Raw genomic sequence first — 23,774 nt, forward strand, 5'->3', positions numbered from 1 at the left:
GCATTGGGCTCTACCAGGAATGCCCCTGCCGAGCATGGCTCGGCACTACAGGGGAGGCTTACTGGAAGTTGTAGCGCACCACGTGGAAGAACACCGGCGCGGAGAACACCACCGAATCCAACCGGTCGAGGATGCCGCCGTGGCCTTCGATCATCTCGCCCCAGTCCTTGGCCCCCAGGCTGCGCTTCACTGCCGACAGCGCCAGCCCGCCCAGGAAGCCGCAGATCACGATCAGCAGCGACAGTGCCGCCGACTGCAATGGCGAGAACGGGGTGATCCACCACAGCGCCGCGCCCACGCCGGTTGCGGCCAAGCCACCGCCGACCAGGCCTTCCACCGTCTTCGACGGGCTGACCAGCGGCGCCAGCAGGTGTTTGCCGAACAGCTTGCCGAACACGTACTGCAGCACGTCGCTGAGCTGTACCACCAACAGCAGGTAGAACAGTAGCATCAGGTTCTGCCCTTCGTAGCCGGGGATGCGCAACAGCATCAGCGCCGGCGCATGGCTCAGGCAGAACACGGTGAGCATCACACCCCACTGGATCTTGGTGTTGCGCTCCAGGAAGTTCTCGGTGTCACCGGACAGCGCCGATACCGCCGGCAAGGCGAGGAAGCCGTACACCGGGATGCACATCACGAACAGGCCGTACCAGTCGATGCCGATCAGCCAGTACTGCAGCGGGATGGCGATGTAGAAGCACAGGCACAGCGCCAGATGGTCGCCGCGGCGGGTGGGCGTCAGCGAAATGAACTCACGCAGCGCAAAGAACGACAGCAGGCCAAAGAACACCAGGGTGGCGATCTTGCCGAGTACGAAGCAGAACAGCAGCACCGCGGCCATCACCCACCAGGCGCGGATGCGGGCGTTGAGGTTGTCCACCACCGAGCCGGGCTTGACCCGGCCGAGGATGAAGCCGATCGAGCTGGCGAGTATCAGCACGCCGAACACGCCACCGATCATCCACCAGAAGCTGGGCGGTGCGCGGTCGATGGCCTGCTGCAGGAAACTGCCCAGCGGCAGCTGTTGGAAGACGTTGTTCATGCCAGCTCCACCACGGCGTTGCGGGCGCGTTCCAGGAACTGCGCCTTGTCCTCATCGGCGATGCGGTTGAGTGGCGCACCAAACCGCGCCGTGCACACCAGCGGTACCGGCACCAGGCTGCCCTTGGGCAGCGCACGGCGTGCGTTGTCCAGATACACCGGCACCAGTTCCACATGCGGATAGTGCTGTGCCAGGTGGAACAGCCCGGCCTTGAACGGCTGCGGCAGCGGCTCGTGATTGCGGGTGCCTTCCGGGAACAGGATCAGCGAATCGCCGGCATCCAGCGCGTCATGCAGCGGCTGCAGCGGATCGCCAACGCACTTGCTGCGGTCGCGCTCGATCAATACCGCATTGAAGCCCTTGTCGGCGATGACCTTGCGTACGCCCTTGCTCCAGTAGTCGCGTGCAGCCACTGGCCGGGTACGCTCGCGCAGTGCCGGCGGCAATGCTGACCACAGTGCCACGGTATCCAGATGACTGGCGTGGTTGGCGAAGTAGATGCGCTGGGTGTCGGTAGGGCGGCTGCCTACCCAGCGTGGGTAGGCGCCAATGAAGACCTTGACGGCGGCGACCAGCAGGCTGGATAGCATCAGGCACTTGCCTTCAATTGCGCGGCGATGGCGCGGGTGCGGGTAATACAGGTGAGCAGCGAGCCGGCGGCGATGACGATGGCCGCTGTAGGCAGAACGTAGGCAGTATTGCCAACCAGTTGTTCGATGATGGCCAGTACGCAGGCAATGGTAAGCACCGCCATGCGGTGCTGCTTGGCCATGGGGCCACGGAAGTCCTGCGGCAGGCCGAGGCTGGCGCCGGACAGGCGCACGTAGGCGGTGAGTGCGGCGAGCAGGGCGCCCAGCCAGCCCAGCCACGGCATGCCGGCGGCATAGCCCAGGGCGACGATCAACAGCGAGTCGGCGATGCGGTCGGGGTACTCGTTGTACAGGGCACCGGTGGCGGTTTTCTTGCCACCCTCCATCGCCACCATGCCGTCGAGCAGGTTGCAGATCAGGCGTAGCTGGATGCAGATGGCACAGGTGAGCAGGCCAAGCAGATTGGGTGCTGCCAGCAGGCCAACCGCCGCGATGGCGGCGAAGAAGATGCTGAGCACCGAGATCTGATTCGGTGTGATGGAAGAGCGTGCCAGCGCGGCGCTCAGGCGTTGAGCCCAGCCGGTGGAACGGGCGGCGATTGGTCTGCGGTCATTTTTCCCCATGCGCGGATGGTAGTGCATTGGCTGTGATGGAGGACAGGGTGGGGCGAGGGGGCGGGATCGAGAGGTCGGCTGCGACGGACAGGTGGAAGCGGAGGCAGCAGGTTTTCTGTTGAACCCAGGTGGTGGCCTTCCAGATCCCGATTCCGGCTCTGACTGTGTTTGAGAGCCTGGTAGTGGTTGCAGGTTTTAGCTGTCTTCCAAGTGTTGGCTTCAGGCCTGGCGTTAGCCCCTAATCTTGCTCCTTGCTCCTTGCTCCTTGCTTTGGGCTTTGGGCTTTGACTCTAGTTTCGGCTTTGGCTTTGATTCAAGCTCTGGCTCTGGCTCTGGCTGTGGCTGTGGCTGTGGCTGTGGCTCTCGCTTTGGCTCCTGCTTTTGGTTGTTTCTTCTCCCGCTTGCGGGAGAAGGTGCCCGGAGGGCGGATGAGGGGGCTTTTTAGACTTTTGCCCTTGTCTTTTCCAAAACCAAAACAGAATCCAACGCAAGAGCTGCCCTCATCCCGCCCCCGTTCCGCGCCCCGGCCCTTGCGCTGGCACCAGGGTGTTCGATGGGCAGCGAACCAGTGGTTCGCAAGCGGCCCCTCTCACCCCGCTAGCAGGAGAGGGGTCAACGCAAAAGCGGTGCTATGGCCAACCTCAAGGCGCGAGGCTAGAGCTCAAAGCTCAAAGCCCCAATCCGAAGTCAACAAAAGTCGCCACCTTCGCAGGCAGCCTGCATTGCTCAAGCGCTACGGGTGTAAAGCGATGGGTCTGGGCGAGGAATCAGAGCGCCTGCAACTGCGCGCGCATCTGTGCATCCGGAAACCCAAGCGTGAGGTAGCGCGGTGGGTAGATGTGCCGGCTGTCCTCGCGCAACAGGTGGCCAAGAACAGGCTGGGCCTGTTCCCAATCCACGACCAGCATCTCGGACTCCTGACCGTCGACAGGCGTCATCAGCACGATGCGGTCGGTGCGGGGGAGTGAACTGGCGACGCCATCCGTCCAGACGCATAGCGAGCGCTGTTCTTCGGTATGAATCATGAAATTGGCGACGAATACATCCTCTGCATGCTTCTCATGCACACGGTCCAGCGACTGCTTCTGCTGTGCATAGTTATTGGCGTTCAACTCCAGCTGCAGCAGCCGTTGTCGCTCACGCAGCTCGGCAGTGGCCAGCGTGTGTGCATGCAGCCGTCCTTCGTCGTAGCGCAGCACTTCCCATGAAATTACGCGGCCGTCGTTGAATGCAATGGCAGCCAGTTCCAGCATATGCGCCTGCCCCTGCAGGTCGCCTTCACCGGCGACCAGCAGTACGTCGCGGCTGGCCAGCATGAACACGGGCAAGCCAGCGACCGGCACCCGGTGCAGGAGGTCGGGCAGCAGCGCACGGCTACTGTCATAGGCATCAGCCCACGCCGCCTGATAGACGCCGGGCATGACTTCGACGAAGGGCACATCAGGGCTTTGCCGCAGATTGGTGCGGGCGATGGCCAGGGCCTGCTCGAAGTCGATTCCCCATGCCTCCTCCGGACCACGGGTGAGCGTGGCGGTGTGGTCGGGGTGGTCGACAGCCAGCAGTTCGACGCACTCCTCGCTGAGGCGCCGATACTGCAGGCGCAACGGTGAAGCGTCCCAGCCCTCCTGCTCGGCATGGTGGAGCATCACCTCCTCAAGCTGGGTGATGCTGCGGACCAGCGGGCGCAGCAACGGCCGGATCTGCTCCCAGTCCATCGCCTCATCGTTGTCGTGGATGCCGAGCAAGCGGCTGAAGGATTGCAGCGCCTCGCGCTGTTGCCCTCGGGGCGCGCCCAGGTAGGCGTGATAGGCATTGTGCAGGTTGAAGTAGGAGCCATTGGCGTGGCGGATGCGGAAGGCGTCCGCCTCGTATTCCAGTTCATGCGCATAGCCGTTGCGGCGCACTGCCTTCATGAACTTGCGGGCAAACCGATCCTGGTCGGGCTTGTCCTTGAACAGATTGCCGATGATTGCCGAAAACATGCCAACGCTCCCTGTGTATGCGGCGCCATCGTGAGCGGATGCGCGGTGGCTTGGCAAGGGCGCAGATGCAAAAACGGACGGGCCGCTTGCGCGGCCCGTCCGGGTGATGCTTTTACCTGCCGCTGAACTTACTTCAGCTTTGCAGCCTTGCGCAGGGCTTCGGCGCGATCGGTCTGCTCCCACGAGAACGCGGTGGCGTTCTGGGTCTTGCCGTCGCCGTCGACGTACGAGAATTCCTTCGGCTTGCGGCCGAAGTGGCCGTAAGCAGCGGTCTGCTGGTACATCGGGTGGATCAGGTCCAGCATCTTGATGATGCCGTACGGGCGCAGGTCGAAGTGCGCACGGATCAGCTTCTCGATCTGTGCGTCCGGGATCTTGCCGGTGCCGAAGGTGGTGACCGAGATCGAGGTCGGCTCGGCCACGCCGATGGCGTAGGAGACCTGCACTTCGCACTTGTCGGCCAGGCCTGCGGCAACCACGTTCTTGGCGACGTAACGGGCAGCGTAAGCGGCCGAACGGTCAACCTTGGACGGATCCTTGCCGGAGAACGCGCCACCACCGTGACGGGCCATGCCGCCGTAGGTGTCGACGATGATCTTGCGGCCGGTCAGGCCGCAATCGCCCACCGGGCCGCCGATCACGAAGATGCCGGTCGGGTTGATGTGCACCTTGTTCTTCGGCAGCTTGTCCAGCCATGCCTTCGGCAGCACCGGCTTGAGGATGTGCTCGCGCACGGCCTCGATCAGGTCCTTCTGCTTCACGCCCGGGTCGTGCTGGGTCGACAGCACCACCGCGTCCAGGCCTTCGATCTTGCCGTCCTGGCCGTAACGCAGGGTCACCTGGCTCTTGGCGTCCGGGCGCAGCCACGGCAGCGGCGAGTTCTTCTTCTTGCGGACCTTGGCCTGCTGCTCGACCAGGCGGTGCGAGTAGTAGATCGGCGCCGGCATGTATTCCGGGGCTTCATTGCAGGCATAGCCGAACATCAGGCCCTGGTCGCCAGCGCCCTGTTCTTCCGGCTTCTTTGCCTTCTTGTTGGTGCCATCAACGCCGGCAGCGATGTCCGGCGACTGCTTGCCCAGCATGTTGATGATGGCGCAGGTGTGGCCGTCGAAGCCGACGTTGGAGTTGTCGTAGCCGATCTCGTTGATGACGTTGCGGGTCAGTTCTTCGATATCGACCCACGCCGAGGTGGTCACTTCACCGGCGACAATCGCCGCACCGGTCTTGACCAGGGTTTCGCAGGCCACGCGGGCGCGCTTGTCCTGGGCCAGGATCGCGTCCAGCACCGCATCGGAGATCTGGTCGGCAATCTTGTCCGGATGGCCTTCGGAGACCGATTCGGAGGTGAACAGGTAGCTGGACATCGGGCTATATATCCCTTGATTCGGATGGAAAGATGGGCGCGAATGATACACGCTCGGCCCCTTGACGGAATAGTGCCGATACGGCTGTTGCCATACGGTTAAGCCGGGGTCACCGAATTGCCGCAAATCCGCAACCGGCCTGCCTTGTAGCGGGCGCAGGCTCCCGGCCAATGGGCCGTCAGGGAGACCTTGCCATGCAACAGATCGCGCAGCGCCTGCAGCAACGCTACCCCGATTGGTTCCACGGCCCGCGCCGCCACTTGGCGAAGCCGTTACTGCGCACAGTGGGACGCTGGTCACGTTTCGAGCAGATGGACGCCTTCCTGCAGCGCAGTGCCGGGCTGCAGGGCTTCGCCTTCGTCACTGCCGCGCTGGGCTTCCTGGACACCGGTTATGCGGTGGATGCGGCGGCGCTGGCGCGGATTCCGGCCAGCGGCCGCCTGCTGATCGTCGCCAACCACCCATCCGGGGCGCTGGATGCGCTGGCCTTGCTGGACGCGGTGGGCCGGGTCCGCAACGACGTGCGGATCATCGCCAACGACGTGCTGCTGGAGCTGGAGCCGTTGCGTGAGCTGCTGCTGCCCGTTCGCATCCTCGGCGGCCGCGCCCAGCGGGCCAGCCTGCAGGCGGTGGAGCAGGCGCTACAGGCCGAGCAGTGCGTGATCGTGTTCCCGGCCGGTGAGGTCTCGCGACTGTCGCTGCAGGGTATCCGCGACGGCCGCTGGAACCGTGGCTTCGTCCGTTTCGCCCGCGCCTGCGACGCACCGGTGCTGCCGGTACGGGTGCAGGCGCGTAACTCGGCCCTGTTCTACGGCGCCTCGGCGCTGTTCAAGCCTGCAGGTACCGCTTTGCTGGCACGGGAGATGTTTGCCCGCCGCAAGCGCCCGCTGCGCCTGCAGATCGGCCAGCTGATGCGGCTGGAGGCGCAACAGGACCCGGCGCGGCAGCTGCAGGCGGTGCGCGACGCGCTGTACGCGCTGGGTAGGGAACAGCAGAACGCCGAGTTGCGCGAGGACGGCCCGCAGCCGCTGGCCGAGCCGGTAGCGGTGGCTGATGTCGCCGCCGCCATCAACACGACGGTCTTGTTGGGCCAGACCAGCGATGGCAAGCAGATCCGCCTGGCCCACTGCGCCGCCAACTCACCCTTGCTGCTGGAGCTGGGCCGGCTGCGTGAGGTGACCTTCCGCCAAGTGGGGGAGGGCACAGGCCGCAGCCGGGACCTGGATGACTTCGACCCGCTCTACCAGCACATCGTGGTCTGGGACGCGCCCGCCCAGCGCATCGCCGGTGCCTACCGGGTCATGCGCGGCGCACCGGCCCTGGCGCGCACTGGCCTGCAGGGCCTGTATACCGCCAGCCTGTTCCGCTACTCGGACGATGCCATCCCGCGCATCGCCGAAGGCATGGAGCTGGGCCGCAGCTTCGTGGTGCCCGACTACTGGGGCAGCCGTAGCCTGGACTATCTGTGGCAGGGCATCGGCGCCTATCTGGCCAGCCAGCCGGGTGTGCGCTATCTGTTTGGCGCGGTGTCGATCAGCGCTGCGTTGCCGCGCGAGGCGCGCGAACAGCTGGTCGCCTATTACCAGCAGTACTACGGCGCCGCCCGCAGCCTGGCCGAGTCGAACCGGCCCTTCCAGTACTTCGCCGCGCCGCCGAGTTTCGGCGAGCTGGATGCGCAGGCCGCGTTCGATGTGCTCAAGGCCAACCTCGCGACGCTGGGCGCCAACGTGCCGACCTTGTACCGGCAGTACACCGATCTGTGCGAACCCGGTGGCGCACGTTTCCTTGCGTTCGGCGTGGATCCGGATTTCAGCGATTCCATCGACGGCCTGATCGAGGTGGACCTGCAGGCCATCCGCCCGCACAAACGCAAACGCTATCTGCGTGATGCCGGAGCAGTGGCATGAGTGCGGTGCCGGTGCTGCCGCCGCACCGGCGCGCTGTGTTCATCTCCGACACGCATCTGGGCGCGCGCCATTGCCATGCGGCGGAACTGGCGCGCTTCCTCGCCAGCCTGCGTTGCGAACGCCTGTATCTGGTCGGCGACATCGTCGATCTATGGTGGCTTTCCCATAAGCGTGCAACCTGGCAGCAGGCGCACAACGAGGTGATCGAGGTCTTGCACGCGCTGCGTCGCGCCGGCACCGAGATCATCTACATCCCCGGCAACCACGATGCGCCACTGCGGCGCACTTGCGGTTTGATGCTGCCGGCCATGCAGGTGCGGCGCCGCGCCATCCACACCACCGCCGATGGCCGGCGCCTGTTGGTCGTGCATGGTGATGACTACGACGGCGCCACCCACTTCGGTGGGCTGCAGGAACGCTTCGGTGACTGGCTGTATTACCGCATCCTCACCGGCAACCGCCTGTTCAACGCCGCGCGGCGCCGGCTTGGCCTGCGCTACTGGTCGCTGTCGGAATTCCTCAAGCGGCAAAGCGGTGCGGCCGAACGCTATATCGAGCGCTTCGTGCAGGCAGGGTTGGCCGACGTTCGCCGACGCGGGCTGGACGGCATCATCTGCGGACATATCCACCGCGCGGCGCTGGTCGAGTGCGATGGCCTGGTCTATGCCAACGACGGCGATTGGGTGGAAAGCTTGACCGCGCTGGCCGAGGACCCGGATGGCAGCCTGCGCCTGCTCGATCATTCCGGCCGCAGCCTGGTCTGTCTGCCGGGAAGCCTGCGGCAGGCGCAGGCGGCCTGATCGCAAGGCTGACTTCTTCCTCACCCGTTGGGCGGCTATGCTGGGTCCAGCCAACGAGCAGGGAGTATCGGGGTGGCAGGCAAGCAACCAGCATCGGTCGCGATAGGGTTGTGTGTGCTGTGGTTGCTGCTGGCGCCGCCGGCAGCGGCGGCAGAGGTGGTGCCGGCCTTGAGCTACGAGCAGGCGCGTCAGCGTCTGGAGCAGGTGTCCGATGCGCTGGCCGCCGCCGATGCCGGGGTGCGCAACAAGCTCGACCTGCAGGATGCCAGCCGCTACCTGCGGCTGCCGGAAATCACCGCCGACGTGCGTCGCATGCAGTTCCAGAAGACCTTGAGCCTGCCACTGGGTTCACTGGCACCGGTGGCCGAGGCATTCGGCATCGAGTCGCCGCTGGAGTTCGGCGAGCGTGACTGGCGTACGCGTCCCATTGTTACTGCCAGCGTGCCCTTGTACAGCGGTGGCCTGATCCCGGCCGCGCAAGGGGCTGCACAAGCCGCCAGCGAGTTGGCCCAGGCCGATCGCGAACTGCAGCGGCAGTCCTTGTCGCTGCAGCTGGTGCAGGCCTATTTCGGCCAGCAGTTGGCCGAGCAGGCGCTGCAGGTGCGGCGTGACGTGCGCGATGGCCTGCAGCGGCACCTTGAGGACGCGCAGAAGCTCGAACGCGAGGGTTTCGCCACCAAGGCGCAGCGCTTGCAGGCCAATGTCGCGCGCGACAAGGCCGAGCGCGAGTACCAGAAGGCCGTCAACGATCTGTCTACGCTGCAGCAGGCGCTGGCGACCCTGCTGCGCAGTGGTGGCACGGTTGCGACGACGTCGCCGCTGTTCGTGATCAACGGCCCGGTCGGCGCCCGTGAGGAGTTCGAGCGCAGCGCCCAGCAGCGGCATCCACAGGTTGGCCGTCTGCGCGCGCTCACCGCGCAGGCCGAGCAGGGCGTGCGTGCGCAGCAGGCCAAGCTCAAGCCGCAGATCTATCTGTTCGGCCAATACGACCTGCGCCGTCGCGATGCGTTGTTGACCGATGCCGACTGGGCGTTTGGCATCGGCCTGCGCTACACCTTCCTGTCGCCGACGGCACGACCGCTGCAGGTCAGCGCGGCACGCGCGCAGCTGGAGCAGGCGCAGTCGGGGCTGAGCGAAGTGGAAAACCAGTTGCAGCTCGGTGTCGGCAAGGCCTGGAACGAGCTGGAGACCGCCCGCGCGCAGTTCCAGCTGCTCGACAGCAGCATCGCCCAGGCGCAGGAAAACCTGCGCCTGCAGGAGCTGTCGTTCCGCGAAGGCCAGTCCACCTCGCTGGATGTGATCGACGCACGCCTGGGCCTGGGTGCGGCACAGGTGGAGCGTGCACAGGCCGCCTATCAGTTCGACGTGGCGCTGGCGCAGCTGCTGGAAGTGAGCGGGCAGCTGCAACGTTTTGACGACTACCGCCAACGCGCGGACAAGGTGCTGGAATGAGCGATTCGCTGCAGGTGGAGACCAATCCGCGGCAACGCCGCGTGTTCCTGATTGCCGGTGTGGTGCTGCTGGTGCTGGTGGCGGTCGGCCTGTGGCTGGGCCTGCGCAGCCCGCCGGACCAGGTGCAGGGCATGGCCGATGCCGACAACGTCAACGTCGCCGCCAAGGTCACCGCGCGCCTGCAGCAGTTGCATGTGCGCGAAGGCGACCGGGTCAAGGCAGGGCAGGTGCTGTTCGATCTCGACAGCCCCGAGGTCGCCGCCAAGGAACGCCAGGCCGACGCGGTGGTGGCTGCGGCTGCGGCGATGGCATCCAAGGCCGAGGAGGGCGCACGCAGCGAGGATATCCGCGCCGCCGAAGCCAACTGGAAGCGTGCGCAGGCCGGTGCCGAGCTGGCGACCAGCACCTTCCGCCGGCTCGACAATCTTTATGCCGAAGGCGTGGTGAGCCGGCAGAAGCGCGACGAAGCACAGGCGCAGGCGCGCAGTGCCAACGAGCTGACCCGCGCTGCCCGCGCGCAGTACGACCTTGCCCTTGCCGGTGCGCGGGTGCAGGACAAGGACGCGGCACTGGCGCAGGTGCGGCAGGCCGAGGGTGCCAAGGCCGAGGTCGATGCGGCCCGGCAGGAAACCCAGGGCCGCGCCCCGCTGGCAGGCGAGGTTGGCAAGCGCATGGCCGATATCGGTGAGCTGGTACCGGCCGGCTACCCGGTTTTCACCCTGGTCGACATCGACCATATGTGGGTGGCGCTGAACCTGCGCGAGGACCAGATGAACGGGCTCAAGCCCGGCGCCCGTCTGCAGGGCACGATTCCGGCGCTGCAGGACCGCAGCGCTACGTTCGAGGTCTATTTCATCAACCCCGCCGGTGACTACGCCACCTGGCGCAGCACGCGGCAGTCGTCCGGCTATGACGTACGCAGTTTCGAGGTGCGGGCACGGCCGCAACAGGCAATCGAAGGATTCCGGCCGGGCATGAGCGTGCTGTTTGCATGGCCGCAGGACTGACATCGGCAGGCGCCTTCGCCGCCTCGTTGCGGCGCGAGCTGCAGCACTGGCGCAGTGACCGCTGGGAGTTGGCACTGGTGACGGTGCTGCCGCTGCTGCTGATGGCGCTGATGATGTGGTTGTTTTCCGGCTCGGTGCTGCGGCAGGTGCCGATCGCCCTGGTTGACCTCGACCACAGCCCGACCAGTCGCGGCCTGGCACGCGCCATCGATGACAGCCCCGGCGTGCAGGTAGCAAGCCAGCCGGCCTCGTTGCAGCAGGCGCAGGCGCAGCTGCGTGCGCTGCAGGTGTTTGCCATCGTGCTGATACCGCGCGACCTGAGCCGGCGTGCGCTGCGCGGCGAAACCGTGCCGGTCTACGCCTTCTACAACGCCACCTACATGGCGACCGGGCAGTCGGCCGGGCGTGATATCGGCGACGCGGTGAGCGCCTACAATGCACGCATGCTCAAGGAGCAGATCGCGCTGCAGGTTGGCCCGGCAAAACTGCGAGGGCCACCGGTGACGGTGCAGGCGACGGTGCTGTACAACCCGGCGCGCAGCTATGAATTGTTCCTGCTGCCGCTGATCTTCCCTGCCATGCTGTCCCTGCTGGCCGCACTTGCGGCCGGTGCCGCGTTTGGTCGCGAGCAGCGCGATGGCCTGCTCGCCGGCTGGTTGCAGCAACGGCCGTGGGCAACGATGGCCGGCAAGCTGTTTCCGTATGTCGCGTTGTTCTCGCTGTATGGCGCAGCGGGCATGGTCTATCTGGCCTATGTGCGGGGCGATGGCGTGGCCGGCAGCCTGTGCTTGATGCTGCTGGCGCAGCCACTGTTCTACCTGGCCTGCTGCAGTTTCGCGCTGCTGTTCATCGCGGTGACCCGCGACACCTGCACCGGGCTGTCGGCGGTGGGTTTGACGATTGGTACCGCGCTGGCGTTCTCCGGTGCCACCTTTCCGGTGATCGAGGCACCGCTGTTCACCCGCGTCTGGAACCTGTTGCTGCCGCTGACCGCCTACGTGCAGGTTCAGATGCAGCAGTTGTTCATGGGTGCGCCGTGGCAGGTGTCGCTACGGCCGCTGGCGGTACTGCTGTTGATGACCGTGGTGGCCGGTGGCTTGGGGGCCTGCCTGCTGCTGCGCACCGCACGGCAACAGGTGCGTGCATGAGCGGTTTTGGTGCTGGCTTCCGGAGCGCCTTGCAGGCGATGTTCGCTGACCCGGCTGCGCGCGCGGTGATGATAGGCGCGGTGCTGCTGTATTCGTTTTTCTACCCGGCGGCCTATCGCCACCAGGTCGCCAGTGACCTGCCGATCGCGGTGGTGGATGCTGACCACAGCGCAAGCAGTCGCGAGCTGATCCGGCATGTGGATGCACTGCTTGCGGTGCGGGTGGTCAGCCAGCCAGTGGACCTTGGTCAGGCCAAACAGCAACTGTTGCGCGGCGAGGTGGATGGCATCGTGCTGATCCCGCAGCGGCTGGAGCGTGACATCCTGCGCGGGGGCAGCGGGCAACTGGTGCTGCTGGGCAACGGCGCCTACCTGAGCAGGGCCAGCACCATCCTCAACGGGTTGGCTGAAGGCATTACCGGCTTTGGCCGCCAGCAGGCCGTGCGCCAGGCGGCGTTCATGGGCGCGCCGCAGGCAGCGCCGCTGCAACTGGTGCAGCGGCCGCTGTACAACACCCGCGAAGGCTATGGCAGCAGCGTGGTGCCCGGGGTATCGGAACTGATCGTGCACCAGACCCTGCTGCTCGGTATCGGTGTACTGCTAGGTAGCCGCCGCGCGCAGCTGGGCAGGCGATTGCAGTTCGACCTGCCGACCTTGTCGGGCATGGCCTTGGCGTTCACTGTGGTGGCGGTATGCGGACTGCTGTACTACGTCGGCTTCACCGCCTGGGCGCAGGACTATCCGCGCGGCGGCAATATCCCGGGAATGTTGTTGGCGGTGCTGCTGTTCGCGCTGGCGACGGTGCCGTTCGGGATGTTCATCGCCAGTTTCTTCGATACCCGCGAGCGGGCGTTCCAATATGTCACCGCGGTGTCGATCCCGTTGTTCTTCCTGTCCAACCTGTCCTGGCCGGCCATCGCCTCGCCGCCAGCGCTGGTGGCGCTGGCCAAGTTGCTGCCGACTACTGCCGGCATCAACGCCATCGTCCGCACCCAGCAGTTGGGTGCGCGCCTGCCTGAGATAGCTGGCGAGCTCCTCAACCTGTTGTTGCTGGCGCTGCTGTACGGAAGCCTGGTGCTTTGGCGGCTGCATGGCAGGCGGAGGCACTGAGCGCAGCGTTGGCTGCTAGCATCGGCGACATGGATTCCCTCAGTCAGATCGTTCTCGGTGGCGCCCTTGCCGCCGCCATCACCCCCGCCGCCCATCGTCGCGCCGCTTTGCTGGCCGGTGCTGCGCTGGCCACGCTGCCTGATCTGGACGGCTTGGCGATCATGGCCTTCACCGACAACCCGGTGAGCCTGATGACGGTGCACCGCAGCTTCAGCCATTCGCTGTTCGTGCTGCCCGTGCTGGGCACCTTGATCTGGTGGTTGTACAAGCGCTTCGGCCATGGCCGCGTCGCCCAGGCGCCGACGCGCTGGTGGTGGGCGATGGTGCTGGCGCTGGTGACGCATCCATTGCTGGATGCCTTCACCGTTTACGGCACGCAGCTGTGGTGGCCGCTGATGCCGCCACCGACGATGTGGTCCAGCGTCTTCATCATCGATCCGCTGTATACGATCTGGCTGCTGATCGGCTGCGTCATTGCCTGGTTTGCGCGGGCGCGGCCATTGGCACAGCGCGCGCTGGTGGCAGGGCTGGTGTTGAGCACGGGCTATCTGGGCTGGTCGTTGATCGCCAAGGCGCAGGTGGACCGCGTTGCCGCGCAGTCCCTGGCGCAGTTGGGGCTGGCCGATGCGCCGCGTTTCTCGGTGCCGATGCCGTTCAATACCTTGCTGTGGCGGGTGGTGGCGATGACGCCGCAGGGCTATGTGGTCGGCGACCGTTCGCTATGGGCCGACCACGGGCCGATGCAGTTCCAGGGTTACCCGTCAAATGTGCAGGCGTTGCGGCAGGCGGCTGATGTGCCTGCGGTGCAGCGACTGAACTGGTTCAACCATGGCTTCATGCGTGCCCAGGTAGTCGATGGCGAGCTGGTGCTCAGCGATCTGCGCATGGGTCTGGAACCGGATTACAACTTCAACTTTGCCGTTGCCAGCGAACGTGAGGGGCAGTGGCAGGCGATGCCGCCACGGCAGCTGATGCCGGCCTATCGGCAGGCCGGCAATCGTGATGTGCTGAAACAGCGTTTGGCACTGATGTGGCAGCGCATCTGGCGGGCGCCGGTGGCAACCGGCGCCGCCGCAACTCAGTAGACGGTGGCGCGGGCCTGCACGAAGGAATAGAAGAACACCGCATTGGGGTCGTTCTGCACCTGGGTGAACTCGGCGCGCATGCCGTCCACCGTGGCCTGATCGACCTTGCCGGCTTCCAGCAGTTGCTCGGCCGCTGACAGCAGCAGTTCTTCCCATAGTGCGAACATCACCTTGCGCCTTGCCGGTTCGCGGTTGTCCAGGTGCACGGTCTTGGTCTGCGTCTGCACATCGCGGAAGCCACCGGCCAGCAGCAGGTTGCCGAGCTTGGCACCGACGAACGGGTCGCCACCGCTGTCGATCTGGAAGTCGTTGAACGCCATCCAGTAGCGCCACAGGTTGGGCGAGTAGGGGTCGAGCAGGAACGAGGCATTCATCACCTCGGTGACGAATACCGGCGAGCCCGGGCTCAGCACCCGTCGCACTTCGGCCAGTGCGCGTGCAGGTGAGGGGACGTGCTCCAACACCCAGCACAGGAAGGCGCCGTCGAAGCTGCGCGGTTCGAACGGCAGGTCGGTGGCATTGGCGCGCTGGAACTCGACGCGCTCCTGCAGCCACGGCATCTGCGCCAGATGCGCGTTGGCGGCAGCCAGCTGGCGCTCGTTTAGGTCGATGCCAGTGACCCGCAGCTCGGGGAAGCGGCGCAGCAGGATCTCGCTCTGCGCTCCTACGCCGCTGCCGACCTCGAGGATGTGGCGTGAATTGCGGAAATCGATGTCGTGGAAGATCGCCGGTTCGAACAGGCGTGCCTGCTTGCGCAGCCGCTCCTGTTCGTTCGCCGAGAAGCCATGCAGGTAGGGGAAGTCGTTGAGGGTCATGAAAACAGCGTCGTGCAGTGATCCACCCAGTATCGCCAGCCAGTGTTACCGCGGCGCATGCGTAACGGAACCCAGCATTGCGGTGCCGCAGGCAATGTCGGCGTGGCGTGGGTTTGCGGCCATGGGCGGTTGATAGCCATTGGTTCTGAGAATCCACCGGCTGGGCATCAGGGTTTGGTGCGAACGTGCAGGCACCTGCAACGGGCGCTGAAAGGGCGAAAATTCATTCGTTCTGAAAATGAAACGAATTATTGGAATTTAAGTAATTGTTCTAATTTTGATGGAAAATAAAATGGACGCCATCAAGCAAAGGCCGGCGGTGTTGCGGGCCTGCTTTCCCCACAAGGAAACGATCATGAACAGCCAAGTCATCTCCCTGTACAAGAAGCGCCGGTCCCAGTATGCCCTCGGCAAGCAGCTGCCGATCAGCCAGGACGACACCACCCAGCTGATCAAGCAGGCGATGCGCCAGGCACCGTCGGCCTTCAACGCCCAGTCCTCGCGCGCGCTGATCCTGTTCGGCGACCACAGCCAGAAGTTCTGGGAGCTGACCAAGGAAGAGCTGCGCAAGATCGTGCCGGCTGAGGCGTTTGCGGCCACCGAAGGCAAGATCAACAGTTTCGCTGCCGGTGCCGGCACGGTGTTGTACTTCGTAGATACCGATGTGGTGAAGGGCCTGCAGGAACAGTTCGCGCTGTACGCCGACAATTTCCCGATCTGGGCCGAACAGTCCAACGGCATGGCCCAGTTCGCGGTGTGGACCGCATTGGCCGACGCTGGCGTCGGTGCCAGCCTGCAGCATTACAACCCGCTGGTGGACGAGGTGGTGCGCAAGCACTGGGGCGTGCACGGCAACTGGCAGCTGCGCGCGCAGATGCCGTTCGGCTCGAATGAAGCCCCGTTCGGCGAAAAGACCTTCATGGAAGACGAAGCGCGCTTCAAGGTATTTGCCTGATCGAAGTGTTCGGCTGATCCCGGTCGACGCGGTTCTCTCCCCTGCGCGTCGATGACAGTCGGACGGGCCCATCAGCGCAAGCTGGTGGGCCCTTTTTTTTGTGTGATGTAGTGCCGAGCCATGCTCGGCATAGGCTCCCTGCACAATCTGACAGATTGTGGGTAACGCCCCAGCCGAGCATGGCTCGGCTCTACAGGGCTTCATGCCCGGTCGGGCAGAAGCAGGGTGGCGTAGTGCCGAGCCATGCTCGGCAGGGCTTTCTGCAAAATCTGACAGATTGCCGGTAACGCCCCAGCCGAGCATGGCTCGGCTCTACAAGACGTACGCCGTTTCGCCCGCTACCAGCGCATCGAAATAATCACGGGTCAGGCGCAGCTGCGCATCGGCGGTTTCGGCGGCATTGACCACCGCGCGGAAGGCGGCGTTCTCAGGCCGGTCCTTGGCATACCAGCCCAGATGCTTGCGGGCGATGCGCACACCCTGTGGTTCGCCGTAGAAGGCGTGCAGGTCGGTGAGATGTCCCAGCAGGATGTCGCGTACTTCCTCCACCGATGGCGGTGGCAGTTCCTCGCCGGTGGCCAGGTAGTGGGCGATCTCGCGGAAGATCCACGGCCGGCCCTGTGCGGCACGGCCCACCATCACCGCATCGGCGCCAGTCTGCTTGAGCACCTGTTCGGCCTTGCGCGGTGAGTCCACGTCGCCATTGGCCAGTACCGGGATCTTCAGCATCGCCTTGATCGCGGCGATGGTGTCGTACTCGGCCACGCCGGTGTAGTGCTGGTCGCGGGTACGGCCGTGGATGGCCAGCGCGGCGATGCCGCTGTCTTCGGCGATATGCGCGATGGTCGGCGCATTGCGCACTTCCGCGCACCAGCCGGTGCGGATCTTCAGTGTCACCGGCACATCGACCGCATTGACCACGGATTCGAGAATGCGTGCTACCAGTGCTTCATCGCGCATCAAGGCCGAGCCGGCCCAGGCATTGCAGACCTTCTTGGCCGGGCAGCCCATGTTGATGTCGATGATCTGCGCGCCGTGGTCGACGTTGTAGCGTGCCGCTTCGGCCAGCTGCTGTGGCTCGGTGCCGGCGATCTGCACGCTGATCGGGGCGGGCTCGCCGGCATGGTCCATGCGATGGATCGACTTGCGGGTGGTCCAGAAGCGCGGATCGCTGATGGTCATTTCCGAGGCAGCCAGACCCGCGCCAAGCCGTTTGCACAGCTGGCGGAATGGCTTGTCGGTAACGCCGGCCATGGGCGCGAGCACCACGTTGGGTGCAATGGTGTAGGGGCCGATCTGCATGGGGCTAGTGTAAGGCTGCGGGTCGCAACCCGCGCTGTGTGGGGATGTGGGAGCGGCGTAAGCCGCGAAGCTGGCAATGCGCAAAAGGCCAGAGAGCTAACCCCTCCCCAACCCTCCCCTGCTGCGCAAGGGAGGGGGCATGGCCGGTCCTCAGACGTCGGCCGGGGTCATTCGCGGCATCGCCAGCGCGGCGCCTTCGTTCTCGGTGGAGCGGGCGGCGTACTGGTTGGCGAAGCGCACGTGCTTGATGAAGGCAGCGTCCGGTGCCGCCGCCAGCGAGGCGGCGAGGGCGCCATTGAAGGCGTCGCCGGCGCCGGTGGTGTCGACCACCTGCACCGATTCGGCTGCCACCCGGTAGTAGGGCTGGCTGTCGCTGCGCAGTTTGTCTTCATCGTGCGAGACAAACACGCCGACCGCACCCAGCGTCACCACCACGGTGCTGCCGGACAGCTTGCGGCACAGCGCGTGCAGGCTGGCGCCGTCCAGGGTTGCGACGTCGTCGGCCTCGATGCGCTCGCCGACATGACGGCCGAGCAGGGCAGCAAACTCGGTTTCATTGGGAGTCAACACATCGGCCAGCTTGAGCAGACTGATGGTGGACGGGGCGTTGGCCGGGGCGGCATTGAGCATGGTCAGCACGCCGGCCTCGCGGGCCACGCTGAGCGCAGCCTCGATCGATTCCACCGGCGACTCCAGCTGGGCCAGCAGGACCTTGGCATTGCTGATCAGCGCGGCGTTGGCTGTCATGAAATCGGTGCTCAGCGAGGCATTGGCGCCAGCGCCGATCACGATCGAGTTGCGGCCGCGGCCATCGACATAGATGCCGGCGGTGCCGGTGGGTTCCGCGCTGGCTTCGGCCACCAGCGCAATGCCATCGGCCTGGGCCAACTGGCGGGCGAGGTCGCCGCCAGCGTCGGCACCGAGCGCGCAGACGAAGCTGGTGTCAGCACCGGCGCGGCGCGCCGCAACCGCCTGGTTGAAGCCCTTGCCACCGGGACCGGTGCTGTAACGGCCAGCAATGGTCGCTCCCGGCGCGGGCAGGGCATCGCAGCGCCAGACGTGATCGACATTGAAAGAACCGGCAACGACTACAGAACTCATGGAATCTATGTCTCTAAGGTGGCGATGAAACAGCAGCTGCGATGGCTTGGCCATCTGACTCGGCCGCCTTGCGGCGGCCGGGCCGGATCAGCTGGATTGAATCAACTGAAGTGGGTCAGCACGCCGGCAATGGTGGCGGTCATCAGGGTGGCAATGGTGCCGCCCAGGACTGCACGCAGGCCGAACTTGGCCAGGTCCTGACGACGGTCCGGTGCCAACCCGCCGATGCCGCCGATCTGGATGGCGATCGAGCTGAAATTGGCGAAACCGCACAGGGCGTAGGTAGCGATCAGGCGGCCTTCTTCGCTCAGGGTAACGCCGGGGACGTTGCCCTTGATGATTTCCGACAGATCCATGTACGCGACAAATTCGTTGATCACGACCTTCTGGCCAATCAGCGAACCCACTGTCGTGGCGTCAGCCCATGGGGTGCCGATCACCCAGGCAATCGGTGCCAGCACGTAGCCGAAGATGGTGGCCAGGTTGGTCGGCTTGCCGATGGCGGCGGCCAGGCCGGTGACGTCACCGATCCAGGTCAGCGGCGCATTGAGCAGCGCGATCAGGGCGATGAAGGCCAGCAGCATGGCGCCGATGTTCAGCGCAAGGCGCAGGCCGTCACCGGCACCGGCGGCGGCGGCATCGATGATGTTGGAGGAGGTCTTCTCCACTTCCATCTTGACCGTGCCGCGGGTCAGCGGGGTACCGGTTTCCGGCACCAGCAGCTTGGCGACCACCAGCGTGGCCGGCGCGGCCATGATCGAGGCGGCCAGCAGGTGCTTGGCGTAGAAGGCCTGTGCGGTCTGGTCGCCGCCGCCGAGCATGCCGACATAGGCGGCCAGCACGCCGCCGGCGATATGCGCCATGCCGCCGATCATCATGGTGATCAGCTCGGACTGGGTCATCTTGGAGATGTAGGGGCGCACGGTCAGCGGCGCCTCGGTCTGGCCGATGAAGACGCTGGCGCAGACGCTGGTGGTTTCGGCACCGGACACGCGCATCACCTTGGTGATGGCCGCAGCCATGACCCGCACGATGGCCTGCATCACGCCCAGGTGGTACATCACGCCCATCAGCGCCGAGAAGAAGATGATGGTTGGCAGTACCTGGAAGGCAAAGATGAAGCCGTACTTGGGCACATCCATCAGGCTGCCGAAAATGAAGTTCGAGCCTTCATTGACGAAGCTCAGGATCTTGACGAAGCCCTTGCCCAGCCAGTCGAACACGTCACGGCCGCCCGGAACCAGCAATACCAGCGCCGCAAACGCGATCTGCAGGGTGATGCCGGTGGCAACCAGTTTCCAATCAACGGCTTTCTTGTTGTTGGAGAAAAGCCAGGTGATGCCCAAAAGCACCGCCAGGCCGAACAGGCCGAAGCCGATTCTGCCCAAACCTTCGAACATGAGTAATCCCCGGGCGTGCCCGCAAAAGACGCAAGCCTAGAGCAGCGGCTGATGCCGGGCAAGAATATCTCCGGCATAAGCCGGTATTTGCTGGGATTGCGCCGGTATCGGCAAGGTCCGCGGGCCTGCCGGATGCGCAGTCAGGGTTACACTGGCGGCCTGTCTGCGCGGATTGCGCGCACCGTCCCCTAGTTGGAGCCAGCCATGCAATACCGTCGTCTCGGGTCGTCCGGCCTGCAGCTGTCCGCCCTGTCATTTGGTGCCTGGGTGACCTTTGGCAGCCAGATCGGGCGCGACGAATCGCGCAACCTGATTGCCTGCGCCTGGGACAACGGGGTCAATTTCTTCGACAACGCCGAGGTTTATGCCAAGGGCCGCGCCGAGGAGGTGATGGGGGATGTGATTGCCGACCTGCGCCTGCCGCGCGATGGCTTCTGCGTGTCGTCCAAGGTGTTCTTTGGCGCGGTCGATGAGCCGGCGCCGACCCAGCGTGGGCTCTCGCGCAAACACGTCACCGATGCCTGCCATGCCGCGCTCAAGCGCCTGCGGGTGGACTATCTGGACCTGTACTACTGCCATCGCCCGGATGCGGAGACCCCGATCGGCGAAACCGTGCTGGCGATGGATAACCTGATCCGGCAGGGCAAGGTGCTGTACTGGGGGACCTCGGAGTGGTCGGGCGCGCAGATTGCCGAGGCCGTGGCGTTTGCCCGCGCCAACCATCTATATGCGCCGAGCATGGAGCAGCCGCAATACAACCTGCTGCACCGCGCCCGCGTGGAGCAGGAGTACGCGCCGTTGTATGCCGATGCAGGCTTGGGGACCACCATCTGGTCGCCGCTGGCTTCGGGCCTGCTGACAGGCAAGTACAACGACGGCATCGCCGCCGATTCGCGCCTGGGGCAGTCCACGCTGGGCTGGCTGCAGGCCTCGGTGTTGGGCGAGCCGGCCGATGACCGCCTGGGCAAGGTGCGCCGCTTCACCGCCTTGGCCGCGGAGCTAGGTGAGTCGCCGGCGCAGCTGGCCGTTGCCTGGTGCCTGCGCAACCCGCAGGTGTCCAGCGTGATTCTCGGTGCGAGCCGGGTGTCGCAGCTGGAAGAGAACCTGCGCGCGCTGGATGTGCTGGGCAGGGTGGAAGAGGGTGCCTGGCAGCAGATCGAGGCGATCTTCGCCTGATAGTGAAGCGGTAGTGCCGAGCCATGCTCGGCAACGCCGTGCCAGCAGACTTTCAGCCCCGTGTTCATGGGGTTTGTGGGAGCGGCGTGAGCCGCGAAGCCACAGATCCGTCAGATTCCGGGCATGTTGGTAGCTTCAGTGCTGCCAGCTTCGCGGCTTACGCGGCTCCCACAAGTGTGATGCTGGGCCGGTGAGGCCCCTGCCGAGCATGGCTCGGCACTACAGGTGGAGCGAATGGCCCTGTCCAACGGGGTTTCGCACCGAATGTTGTTTGATGCAAATAGTTCTTGCATAGTTATTGAGAATCATTATCATCAACTCCGTCCCCAGCACGGAATCACGATGATGTCGGCCCAGCCCGTTCTGCTTCGCCCCCGTACCCTCCACCTGCCGCAGCGCCCGGTCCAGTTGTTGCCGGTCGATGGCGTTGTTGACAGCGGTGCCCTGCTCAAGGGCCAGCGCGAGATCGTGATCCAGCATGGCGACAAGTTCTATCGCCTGCGGCATACCAGCAACGACAAGCTGATCCTCACCAAGTAAGCCGCAACACGGCCGCATTCGCCGCAAGCCCGCGCCGCATCGCGCTTGGCTCCTGAGTGCACAGCTCTCTCCCCCCTTGGCTACAGCCGGGTTGTCCAGGCAACCCGGCTGCCTGCCAGGGGTTTTGTTCACCTGACGATTCCAGGCCTCCATGATCCGTCCAACTGTTCTGAGTGCTGCCCTGTGGGCGGTGCTGTCTTCCGCGCATGCTGAAAATGCGGCCTTGCCGGCTGTGCATGAATTCGACCGCGTACAGGTCACCGCCACCCGTACCGAACGTGCCATCAGCGATGTCGCCGCCACGGTCGATGTGATTGATCGCGAGCAGTTGGACAAGCAGTTGGCCAATGACATCGCCGATCTGGTGCGCTACGAGCCGGGCGTGTCGGTCACCCGCAGCGCTACCCGTTTCGGCCTGGGTGGCTTCCGCATTCGTGGCCTGGACGCCAACCGCGTGCTGATCCAGACCGACGGCATTGCCATGCCGAAGAGCTTCAACATCGGCAGTTTCGCCAACAGCAACCGCAACTTCACCGATCTGGAGACGCTCAAGCGCGTGGAAATCGTGCGCGGCCCGGCCAGTTCGCTGTATGGCTCCGATGCACTTGGTGGCGTGGTGGCCTTCGTCACCAAGGATCCTGCCGACTATCTGAAGGACGGCAAGGACAGCCATGTCGGCCTGAAGTTCGGCTATGACGGCGAGTGGAAGGGCCTGTTGGCCGGTGCAACCGCAGCCTGGGGCGGTGAGCGTTGGAGCGGCATGCTCAACGTCAACCACCACCAGGGCCAGGAGACGGTCAACAAGGGGGACGTGCGCAGCAGGGACTACACCCGCACCGCGCCGAACCCGCAGGAACGCGATGGTCGCAGTGTGCTGGCCAAGCTGGTCTATGCGCCGGACGAAAGCCAGCGCTTCCGCCTGACCGTGGAAGGCAATGAAGACAGCACCGATACCGACGTGTTCTCCTCGGTCAACGACAAGCACCCCGTCGCCGCGTCTCGTACCACCACCGACATGACCGCGCACGACACCCAGAACCGTACCCGTCTGTCCTTTGTCCATGAAATGGATGCGCTGGACGCGGCGTTTGCCGATAGCCTGAACTGGCAGGTCTATCGCCAGAACAGCGAAACCAAACAGGTCACCAACGAAGGCCGTACCAACGGCAGCCGTCGCCATCGCGCCTTCCATTTCGATCAGCTCGTGTACGGCGCGCAGCTGCAGTTCAACAAGGCCTTGCATACCGGCTCGGTCGAGCACGCGCTGACCTGGGGCTTCGATGGCGCCCAGACCGACATCCGCCAGAAGCGCGATGGCTACCAGGTGCTGGCCAACGGCACGGTCAGCTCCAACATCTCGCCGGACAACTTCCCGGTGCGCGATTTCCCGATCAGCAAGACCACCGAACTCGGTCTGTACCTGCAGGACGAAATGCGCCTGGCCGATGGCCGTCTGTCGGTGGTGCCCGGCCTGCGCGTGGACCATTACCGGCTCAAGCCAGAGCTGGACAGCATCTTCAGTGAAGACAATCCGGACATGGCAGTGGCCTCCCTGACCAAGACCAGCGTTTCGCCGAAGCTGGGTGTGGTGTGGCGCTTCGATGACCAGTGGTCGGTGTTCGCCGGCTATGCGCATGGTTTCCGTTCACCGCCTTACAACGACGTCAACCTTGGCTTCACCAACCTGATGTTCGGCTACACCGCCATTCCCAACCCGGACCTGAAGCCGGAAACCAGCAATGGCGTCGAACTGGGCGTGCGCTATGTCAGCCCTGCCGCTTACATGAGCGTCAGTGGTTACTGGAACGACTACCGCGACTTCATCGAATCGCAGCGCTATGTGGGCGTCAATGCGCAGGGTCTGATGGTGTTCCAGTCGCAGAACATCGCCGATGCGCGCATCTACGGTGCCGAACTGAAAGCCGGCGTCGACTTCGGCGAGCTCAGTGATGCCTTGAAGGGCTGGGGTCTGCGCAGCGCAGTGGCATGGGCGCATGGGCAGAACCGTACCGCCGATACGCCGCTGGATTCGGTGGACCCGCTGCGCGGCACCGTCGGCCTGATGTACGACCGCGACGCGTGGGGCGTGGAACTTGCAGGTAGCTTTGCCCGCCGCAAGGATCGCGTCGCTGCAGCCACGGCTTACCGCCCGGCTGGCTATGGCGTGCTCGACCTGATGGCGCATTGGGACTTCGCACCGGGTGCCAAGTTCAATGTCGGCGTATTCAACCTGGCCGATCGCAACTACATCGACTGGTCGAGCATCACCTCGACGCTGGCTGGCAACAGCAGCGTGATCGACCGCTTCAGCAACCCGGGGCGCACCGTTTCAGCCAGCGTCTCGGTGTCCTGGTAAGCAACGACGTTAGCGGTTCCTCCAGGAGC

General features: G+C 64.9%; 20 protein-coding genes. 11 read left to right on the top strand and 9 right to left on the bottom strand.

Annotation, left to right across the window (positions count from 1 at the left end; genetic code table 11):
* Nucleotides 1–58: 58 nt before the first annotated feature.
* The 5 genes from ACVOLQ_RS08565 to metK all read right to left on the bottom strand — a co-directional run bounded on the left by ACVOLQ_RS08565 (nucleotide 59) and on the right by metK (nucleotide 5,592).
* Nucleotides 59–961 carry a phosphatidate cytidylyltransferase gene (locus ACVOLQ_RS08565; protein WP_481527743.1) on the bottom strand — a complete coding sequence of 301 codons (903 nt, stop codon included), beginning with the start codon at nucleotides 959–961 and terminating at the stop codon, nucleotides 59–61.
* Between the two features lie 77 nt (nucleotides 962–1,038).
* Nucleotides 1,039–1,632 carry a lysophospholipid acyltransferase family protein gene (locus ACVOLQ_RS08570; protein WP_313173412.1) on the bottom strand — a complete coding sequence of 198 codons (594 nt, stop codon included), beginning with the start codon at nucleotides 1,630–1,632 and terminating at the stop codon, nucleotides 1,039–1,041.
* Nucleotides 1,632–2,255: a CDP-alcohol phosphatidyltransferase family protein gene (locus ACVOLQ_RS08575; protein WP_313173413.1), complete on the bottom strand. Its 624-nt coding sequence runs from the start codon at nucleotides 2,253–2,255 to the stop codon at nucleotides 1,632–1,634. The genes ACVOLQ_RS08570 and ACVOLQ_RS08575 overlap by 1 nt, the downstream gene beginning before the upstream one ends.
* 758 nt (nucleotides 2,256–3,013) lie before the next feature.
* A complete protein-coding gene (locus ACVOLQ_RS08580; RefSeq protein WP_481527721.1) occupies nucleotides 3,014–4,228 on the bottom strand; it encodes a DUF1444 domain-containing protein in 1,215 nt (404 codons plus the stop codon).
* Between the two features lie 128 nt (nucleotides 4,229–4,356).
* Nucleotides 4,357–5,592, bottom strand: coding sequence for a methionine adenosyltransferase (gene metK, locus ACVOLQ_RS08585; RefSeq protein WP_293715206.1), 1,236 nt, complete (start codon nucleotides 5,590–5,592; stop codon nucleotides 4,357–4,359).
* Nucleotides 5,593–5,786: 194 nt separating this feature from the next.
* On the opposite strand from metK, the gene olsF reads away from it, so the two are divergent.
* From olsF to ACVOLQ_RS08620, 7 genes are all read left to right on the top strand, one after another.
* A complete protein-coding gene (gene olsF / locus ACVOLQ_RS08590; RefSeq protein WP_481527722.1) occupies nucleotides 5,787–7,499 on the top strand; it encodes a bifunctional ornithine lipid synthase OlsF in 1,713 nt (570 codons plus the stop codon).
* A complete protein-coding gene (locus tag ACVOLQ_RS08595; protein WP_481527723.1) occupies nucleotides 7,496–8,299 on the top strand; it encodes a UDP-2,3-diacylglucosamine diphosphatase in 804 nt (267 codons plus the stop codon). The genes olsF and ACVOLQ_RS08595 overlap by 4 nt, the downstream gene beginning before the upstream one ends.
* 66 nt (nucleotides 8,300–8,365) lie before the next feature.
* On the top strand, nucleotides 8,366–9,751 hold the full coding sequence (locus ACVOLQ_RS08600; protein WP_481527744.1) for a TolC family protein: 1,386 nt from the start codon (nucleotides 8,366–8,368) through the stop codon (nucleotides 9,749–9,751).
* Nucleotides 9,748–10,758, top strand: coding sequence for an HlyD family secretion protein (locus tag ACVOLQ_RS08605; RefSeq protein WP_481527724.1), 1,011 nt, complete (start codon nucleotides 9,748–9,750; stop codon nucleotides 10,756–10,758). Before ACVOLQ_RS08600 ends, ACVOLQ_RS08605 begins: the two co-directional genes overlap by 4 nt.
* Nucleotides 10,743–11,906: an ABC transporter permease gene (locus tag ACVOLQ_RS08610; protein ID WP_313494753.1), complete on the top strand. Its 1,164-nt coding sequence runs from the start codon at nucleotides 10,743–10,745 to the stop codon at nucleotides 11,904–11,906. The genes ACVOLQ_RS08605 and ACVOLQ_RS08610 overlap by 16 nt, the downstream gene beginning before the upstream one ends.
* Nucleotides 11,903–13,015 (top strand): ABC transporter permease, encoded by a 1,113-nt coding sequence (locus tag ACVOLQ_RS08615; protein WP_481527725.1) that lies wholly within the window; start codon nucleotides 11,903–11,905, stop codon nucleotides 13,013–13,015. The genes ACVOLQ_RS08610 and ACVOLQ_RS08615 overlap by 4 nt, the downstream gene beginning before the upstream one ends.
* Before the next feature lie 29 nt (nucleotides 13,016–13,044).
* Nucleotides 13,045–14,100 (top strand): metal-dependent hydrolase, encoded by a 1,056-nt coding sequence (locus ACVOLQ_RS08620; RefSeq protein ID WP_481527726.1) that lies wholly within the window; start codon nucleotides 13,045–13,047, stop codon nucleotides 14,098–14,100.
* Here ACVOLQ_RS08620 and ACVOLQ_RS08625 read toward each other — a convergent pair.
* A complete protein-coding gene (locus ACVOLQ_RS08625; protein ID WP_296247192.1) occupies nucleotides 14,094–14,915 on the bottom strand; it encodes a methyltransferase domain-containing protein in 822 nt (273 codons plus the stop codon). The two genes, ACVOLQ_RS08620 and ACVOLQ_RS08625, sit on opposite strands and share 7 nt — an antisense overlap.
* A gap of 355 nt (nucleotides 14,916–15,270) precedes the next feature.
* On the opposite strand from ACVOLQ_RS08625, the gene ACVOLQ_RS08630 reads away from it, so the two are divergent.
* Nucleotides 15,271–15,870 (top strand): nitroreductase family protein, encoded by a 600-nt coding sequence (locus ACVOLQ_RS08630; protein WP_313173421.1) that lies wholly within the window; start codon nucleotides 15,271–15,273, stop codon nucleotides 15,868–15,870.
* A 312-nt stretch (nucleotides 15,871–16,182) separates the two neighbouring features.
* Here the strand turns inward: ACVOLQ_RS08630 and dusB are convergent, their stop codons facing one another.
* From dusB to ACVOLQ_RS08645, 3 genes are all read right to left on the bottom strand, one after another.
* Nucleotides 16,183–17,172, bottom strand: coding sequence for a tRNA dihydrouridine synthase DusB (gene dusB, locus ACVOLQ_RS08635; RefSeq protein WP_481527727.1), 990 nt, complete (start codon nucleotides 17,170–17,172; stop codon nucleotides 16,183–16,185).
* A 150-nt stretch (nucleotides 17,173–17,322) separates the two neighbouring features.
* On the bottom strand, nucleotides 17,323–18,273 hold the full coding sequence (locus ACVOLQ_RS08640; protein WP_313494758.1) for a ribokinase: 951 nt from the start codon (nucleotides 18,271–18,273) through the stop codon (nucleotides 17,323–17,325).
* A 101-nt stretch (nucleotides 18,274–18,374) separates the two neighbouring features.
* On the bottom strand, nucleotides 18,375–19,673 hold the full coding sequence (locus ACVOLQ_RS08645; protein ID WP_481527728.1) for a NupC/NupG family nucleoside CNT transporter: 1,299 nt from the start codon (nucleotides 19,671–19,673) through the stop codon (nucleotides 18,375–18,377).
* A gap of 204 nt (nucleotides 19,674–19,877) precedes the next feature.
* Between ACVOLQ_RS08645 and ACVOLQ_RS08650 the strand changes: the two genes are divergently transcribed.
* The 3 genes from ACVOLQ_RS08650 to ACVOLQ_RS08660 all read left to right on the top strand — a co-directional run bounded on the left by ACVOLQ_RS08650 (nucleotide 19,878) and on the right by ACVOLQ_RS08660 (nucleotide 23,745).
* On the top strand, nucleotides 19,878–20,849 hold the full coding sequence (locus ACVOLQ_RS08650) for an aldo/keto reductase (RefSeq protein ID WP_313173425.1): 972 nt from the start codon (nucleotides 19,878–19,880) through the stop codon (nucleotides 20,847–20,849).
* Between the two features lie 345 nt (nucleotides 20,850–21,194).
* Nucleotides 21,195–21,389 (top strand): hemin uptake protein HemP, encoded by a 195-nt coding sequence (gene hemP, locus ACVOLQ_RS08655; protein ID WP_313173472.1) that lies wholly within the window; start codon nucleotides 21,195–21,197, stop codon nucleotides 21,387–21,389.
* A gap of 151 nt (nucleotides 21,390–21,540) precedes the next feature.
* Nucleotides 21,541–23,745: a TonB-dependent hemoglobin/transferrin/lactoferrin family receptor gene (locus tag ACVOLQ_RS08660; protein ID WP_481527729.1), complete on the top strand. Its 2,205-nt coding sequence runs from the start codon at nucleotides 21,541–21,543 to the stop codon at nucleotides 23,743–23,745.
* Nucleotides 23,746–23,774: the final 29 nt, after the last annotated feature.

It is taken from the genome of Stenotrophomonas sp. STEN031 (genome assembly GCF_056759975.1).

Excerpts from the sequence above, each read along its gene's own strand:
- ACVOLQ_RS08615 (WP_481527725.1), top strand. The coding sequence starts at position 11,903 with ATGAGCGGTTTTGGTGCTGGCTTCCGGAGCGCCTTGCAGGCGATGTTC.
- ACVOLQ_RS08605 (WP_481527724.1), top strand. The coding sequence starts at position 9,748 with ATGAGCGATTCGCTGCAGGTGGAGACCAATCCGCGGCAACGCCGCGTG.
- ACVOLQ_RS08565 (WP_481527743.1), bottom strand. The coding sequence starts at position 961 with ATGATCGGTGGCGTGTTCGGCGTGCTGATACTCGCCAGCTCGATCGGC.
- metK (WP_293715206.1), bottom strand. The coding sequence starts at position 5,592 with ATGTCCAGCTACCTGTTCACCTCCGAATCGGTCTCCGAAGGCCATCCG.
- ACVOLQ_RS08645 (WP_481527728.1), bottom strand. The coding sequence starts at position 19,673 with ATGTTCGAAGGTTTGGGCAGAATCGGCTTCGGCCTGTTCGGCCTGGCG.
- ACVOLQ_RS08570 (WP_313173412.1), bottom strand. The coding sequence starts at position 1,632 with ATGCTATCCAGCCTGCTGGTCGCCGCCGTCAAGGTCTTCATTGGCGCC.
- ACVOLQ_RS08575 (WP_313173413.1), bottom strand. The coding sequence starts at position 2,255 with ATGGGGAAAAATGACCGCAGACCAATCGCCGCCCGTTCCACCGGCTGG.
- ACVOLQ_RS08620 (WP_481527726.1), top strand. The coding sequence starts at position 13,045 with ATGGATTCCCTCAGTCAGATCGTTCTCGGTGGCGCCCTTGCCGCCGCC.
- dusB (WP_481527727.1), bottom strand. The coding sequence starts at position 17,172 with ATGCAGATCGGCCCCTACACCATTGCACCCAACGTGGTGCTCGCGCCC.
- ACVOLQ_RS08580 (WP_481527721.1), bottom strand. The coding sequence starts at position 4,228 with ATGTTTTCGGCAATCATCGGCAATCTGTTCAAGGACAAGCCCGACCAG.
- ACVOLQ_RS08650 (WP_313173425.1), top strand. The coding sequence starts at position 19,878 with ATGCAATACCGTCGTCTCGGGTCGTCCGGCCTGCAGCTGTCCGCCCTG.
- hemP (WP_313173472.1), top strand. The coding sequence starts at position 21,195 with ATGTCGGCCCAGCCCGTTCTGCTTCGCCCCCGTACCCTCCACCTGCCG.
- ACVOLQ_RS08610 (WP_313494753.1), top strand. The coding sequence starts at position 10,743 with ATGGCCGCAGGACTGACATCGGCAGGCGCCTTCGCCGCCTCGTTGCGG.
- ACVOLQ_RS08660 (WP_481527729.1), top strand. The coding sequence starts at position 21,541 with ATGATCCGTCCAACTGTTCTGAGTGCTGCCCTGTGGGCGGTGCTGTCT.
- ACVOLQ_RS08625 (WP_296247192.1), bottom strand. The coding sequence starts at position 14,915 with ATGACCCTCAACGACTTCCCCTACCTGCATGGCTTCTCGGCGAACGAA.
- olsF (WP_481527722.1), top strand. The coding sequence starts at position 5,787 with ATGCAACAGATCGCGCAGCGCCTGCAGCAACGCTACCCCGATTGGTTC.
- ACVOLQ_RS08595 (WP_481527723.1), top strand. The coding sequence starts at position 7,496 with ATGAGTGCGGTGCCGGTGCTGCCGCCGCACCGGCGCGCTGTGTTCATC.
- ACVOLQ_RS08630 (WP_313173421.1), top strand. The coding sequence starts at position 15,271 with ATGAACAGCCAAGTCATCTCCCTGTACAAGAAGCGCCGGTCCCAGTAT.
- ACVOLQ_RS08640 (WP_313494758.1), bottom strand. The coding sequence starts at position 18,273 with ATGAGTTCTGTAGTCGTTGCCGGTTCTTTCAATGTCGATCACGTCTGG.